Raw genomic sequence first — 3,838 nt, forward strand, 5'->3', positions numbered from 1 at the left:
GACTTCAAGGCGGCAATAGACCAATTTTTTTCTGTGACTCTTCCAGAGATCGCAGGCTCTTTGACATCTCGAATTAATGATCATTTTCAGGTTCTCAAGCCTGCATCTTCAAGTTGATTCGGTATAACGCCGCGTTAAGTGGTGAGCAACGCAGACCACCTAGCCTAAACCATTGTGACATAAACACTTAACCTAGAGTAAGCTGAAAATGCCGAGCGTTGGGAATCCGTCTTAAACGCTTTGTTATGTGAATTCTCGATTGAAGCGCCTAACTTTTGTACGCATGTTTTTCATAGGTGATGATGTATTAAACTGAATCATGCGTCCCAAAGTCCATTGCTCATACCACGCTACACCATACAACTCATGGTCACTTAAGCTTGAAATAAGTAACTGTATTTCATTAACTGTAGACTCGAGTTCAATAAGTAAATCATCGTATTTCCAGCTACGATACTCATCGTGGAAGCTTTCAGCGAGCAAGCCCAATTGATTCCATTTGTAGCCTGTTTCCGGAAAATCTACATTTTGATTTTGAGATTTCAAGCGATACCATTTCAGTACGAGCTTCCCCCAACCAATCAAATAAGCCACCGTATCACTAACGCTAATGAGGGTACCTTTGACGTTTCCCTCTACACCTGGTTTGCGAACGCTACTTTCTGGAGTTAAACGATAATCAGCCATAAGTTTCGGAAATATCGACTTTATAGCAAGCTCCAATTCATCCTTATTTCTTGGTACAGAAGACATTTTGACCTCCATTCACATAACGCCCAATTAAGTGGTGAACAACGCACTGGCCAAGCCGCTGCATTGCACCGTAAAACACTTTACCTAACGCATAGTAAAACTGCCACGCGTTGAGAATCCACTTGAATTGCTTGTTATGTGAATTTTACCGTGAATTCAAAGTAAACCACCGTAGAAATGAAGAAATTTGAATAAGTTACGTACAAAAATGATGCTTACCAAAACCTAAAATTCACAGCGATCTGAGCCAAAGAGAGTCACTTACAGAATCAACAACAAAGAAAGCGCCCTTTCAGCAACCGCTAAATTTTTTGCGTCACCAGATTTTCAGAGCTGAATGTCAGCAAGAAAACCAGTCAAAAGGACATTTCAATTAAAGCGATTTGAAACTGATGAAACTCAACACAAACCTGATCCAGCACTCAATTGAGGCAACCCGAGAACCTTGAAAACGATCAATCTCAGGTTGTTCAATAATCCATTTCGACTAAGCCAACTTGCCGAAAACACAGAACGAATTCTCAATGAAATCGTAAAATTAACCTCAAAAACTCATCCAACACATAACGCCGCGTTAAGGGGCGCAGGCACGCAATACCAAAGCTGCCGCATACCACCCTAATCACCAAAAACCAACGCATAGTAAAAATGCCACGCGTGCCAAGTCCCTCTTTAACGCTTTGTTATAAACCGATTTCGATGAAGTGATCTTTATAAGCCATATTGAGAACTATATTATTAAATACCCACTTGATATGGGAATTTTCACCTCGTCCTTTTTTGGATCTTTTTCGAACGTACCATATACCAAAAAATATATACTCAGCCCCAACTTTAAAGTACTTCAAAAGCCGTGGATCTTTAACTGTAATTTCAGGTGTTGGTTTATTTATGACACCTTGCTCATTCACTTCAATGAATGGAGATTCTAACTTGATTTGATAGTATCGAAATTTTTCTGTTGGTGGGCTAATTTCTTTTATGTGCCCTGATATCGCCAAAGGCGGTGTTGTTTGCTCAGGTTTATAGAATTTCAAAAACTCAAACAAATTACTGACATCAAAGAAGAACTGATTCCAAGGTATTTTGTGCCCCTTAAAATCAAGTGTCACTAAAGAAGAAAGTTCTTCTTTTTCTTCACATAACTCTCTTAGTTCTAGTATCTGTTTTAGTGTGCGCAAATAATTTGTTAAGCGTCCTTTGTTTGAATACTTTTTGTCTTGTTCACCTGCAGATCCCCAACTGGCTCCCTTACGTTTCACCTGATGATCTGTTAACTCCCATAGGGCTTTCAATAGTATGTGTAACCGAAACTCATATTGAGATGCTGAAACGGCTCTGAATACTTCAGAGTCCGATCTTTTAGCGACAAGTTCTAATCTTCCAGATAAATCAAATTTGCAACCTAAGCTATGTTGCTCATATCTCTTTAGTCTAAAACAAGGTGCGATTTCTACCGTTTTTGACTCATACTTCCTGTTATGCCTTTTGACAAAGCTAAGTTCTGCGCTGCACCCATCGATGCAGCAATAAAGTTTACCAAAAGGCTGTTGTTCAAAGCCTAAAGCGGACACCAAAGTGCCATTCGCTCGAATCGCTTCTGGAATTTTGCTACCCACTATTCCTCCATAGGTTTATAACGCCCAATTAAGTGGTGAACAACGCACTGACCAAGCCGCCGCATTGCACCGTAAAATACTTTACCTAACGCATAGTAAAACTGCCACGCGTTGAGAATCCACTTGAATTGCTTGTTATGTGAATTTTACCGTGAATTCAAAGTAAACCACCGTATAAATGAAGAAATTTGAATAAGTTACGTACAAAAATGATGCTTACCAAAACCTAAAATTCACAGCGATCTGAGCCAAAGAGAGCCACTTACAGAATCGACAACAAAGAAAGCGCCCTTTCAGCGACAGCCAAACCTTTTACGTCACCAGATTTTCAGGGTTGAACTTCAGCAAGTGAATCAGTCAAAAAAGCATTTCAATTTAAGCGATTTGAAACTGACGAAACTCAGCACAAGCCAGATCCAAAACTTAATTGAGGTAACCCAAGAACCTTGAAAATGATCAATTTCAGATTGTTCAAGAATCCATTTCGAGCAAGCCAACCTGCCGAAAACATGGAGCGAATTCTCAATGAAATCGTAGCTTTGACCTTAAAAACTCATCCAACACATAACGCCCTGTTAAGGTGTGAGCAACGCAATACCGATGATTCCGCACACCGCCTTAAACACTAAACGCAACGCATAGCAAAAATGCCACGCGTTGCGAATCACTCTTAAACAGATTGTTATAACTAAGTCAGCGCGTGTAGATACTTGGTAGCATTACGAGTAATCCTGTAAGACATTCCACCATAATGTTCTTTCTTAGATGATATCAGACCTAACGATAACAACTGCTCTATATCATCTTTAATAAACATTTTGTCTAAATTCTCAATCCACCTAAGTTCGGATTGAGTAAAACCTGAACCAGGTAAACGAGTTAAAAATATTGAATACATTTTATCATCTGATAAACCATATCGAGTCTGACCAAAACAAGGTACCTCAGCGAGTATGTATGATGATTGGTTATTCATCGATTTCAGTAAAGAAACGGCTTGGTCAGAAAGTTCTTCATTTTTTCTTAGAGCTTGACCAAGTTCTTTAAAACCGCTCATTCTAGATGTTAGCTTAGATAAAGCATCATCGATCGATGAAAGCTTCAACATTAATTCGTCATGATTTTGTCCCAATAAAGATTTAATGCTCAGACTTAATAGATGGTTTTCTTCTAGTTCAGTTCGAATATCTTTATGCCTCTTATCTTCTAACCACTGAGTAAAATCTCTATATTCGTCATCAGTTGTAGCTCTTCGTTCGGACTTAAAGTTACAAATTAAGCCGATAATAGTCGCTAACGACCCAAAAATTTCCACTATAAACTCCTTAGTTATAACGCTGCGTTAAGTGGTGAGCAACGCGACCACAATCCTAAACCATTGTGCCTTAAACACAAAACTCAACCTAGAATCAAAACTCCCAAGCGTTGGGAATCCGTCTTAAACGCCTAGTTAGCTGCTGCACTTT

Annotated in this window: 3 protein-coding genes and 1 pseudogene; 1 reads left to right on the plus strand and 3 read right to left on the minus strand. The window is 39.2% G+C overall.

Features of this window, described 5'->3' with window-relative positions:
- Positions 1–117: pseudogene (locus EYW48_RS20465) on the plus strand (IS630 family transposase); the annotation flags it as partial.
- Positions 118–243: 126 nt separating this feature from the next.
- Here the strand turns inward: EYW48_RS20465 and EYW48_RS20470 are convergent.
- The 3 genes from EYW48_RS20470 to EYW48_RS20490 form a co-directional block, all read right to left on the minus strand.
- Positions 244–753 (minus strand): ClbS/DfsB family four-helix bundle protein, encoded by a 510-nt coding sequence (locus EYW48_RS20470; protein WP_277432973.1) that lies wholly within the window; start codon positions 751–753, stop codon positions 244–246.
- A gap of 683 nt (positions 754–1,436) precedes the next feature.
- Positions 1,437–2,372 (minus strand): hypothetical protein, encoded by a 936-nt coding sequence (locus tag EYW48_RS20480; RefSeq protein ID WP_114806963.1) that lies wholly within the window; start codon positions 2,370–2,372, stop codon positions 1,437–1,439.
- 688 nt (positions 2,373–3,060) lie between these two features.
- Positions 3,061–3,687, minus strand: a complete 627-nt coding sequence (locus EYW48_RS20490) for a hypothetical protein (RefSeq protein ID WP_277432974.1) — start codon at positions 3,685–3,687, stop codon at positions 3,061–3,063.
- Positions 3,688–3,838: the final 151 nt, after the last annotated feature.

This window comes from Vibrio sp. 1180_3 (genome assembly GCF_029478545.1).
Lineage (GTDB): Bacteria > Pseudomonadota > Gammaproteobacteria > Enterobacterales > Vibrionaceae > Vibrio > Vibrio aestuarianus.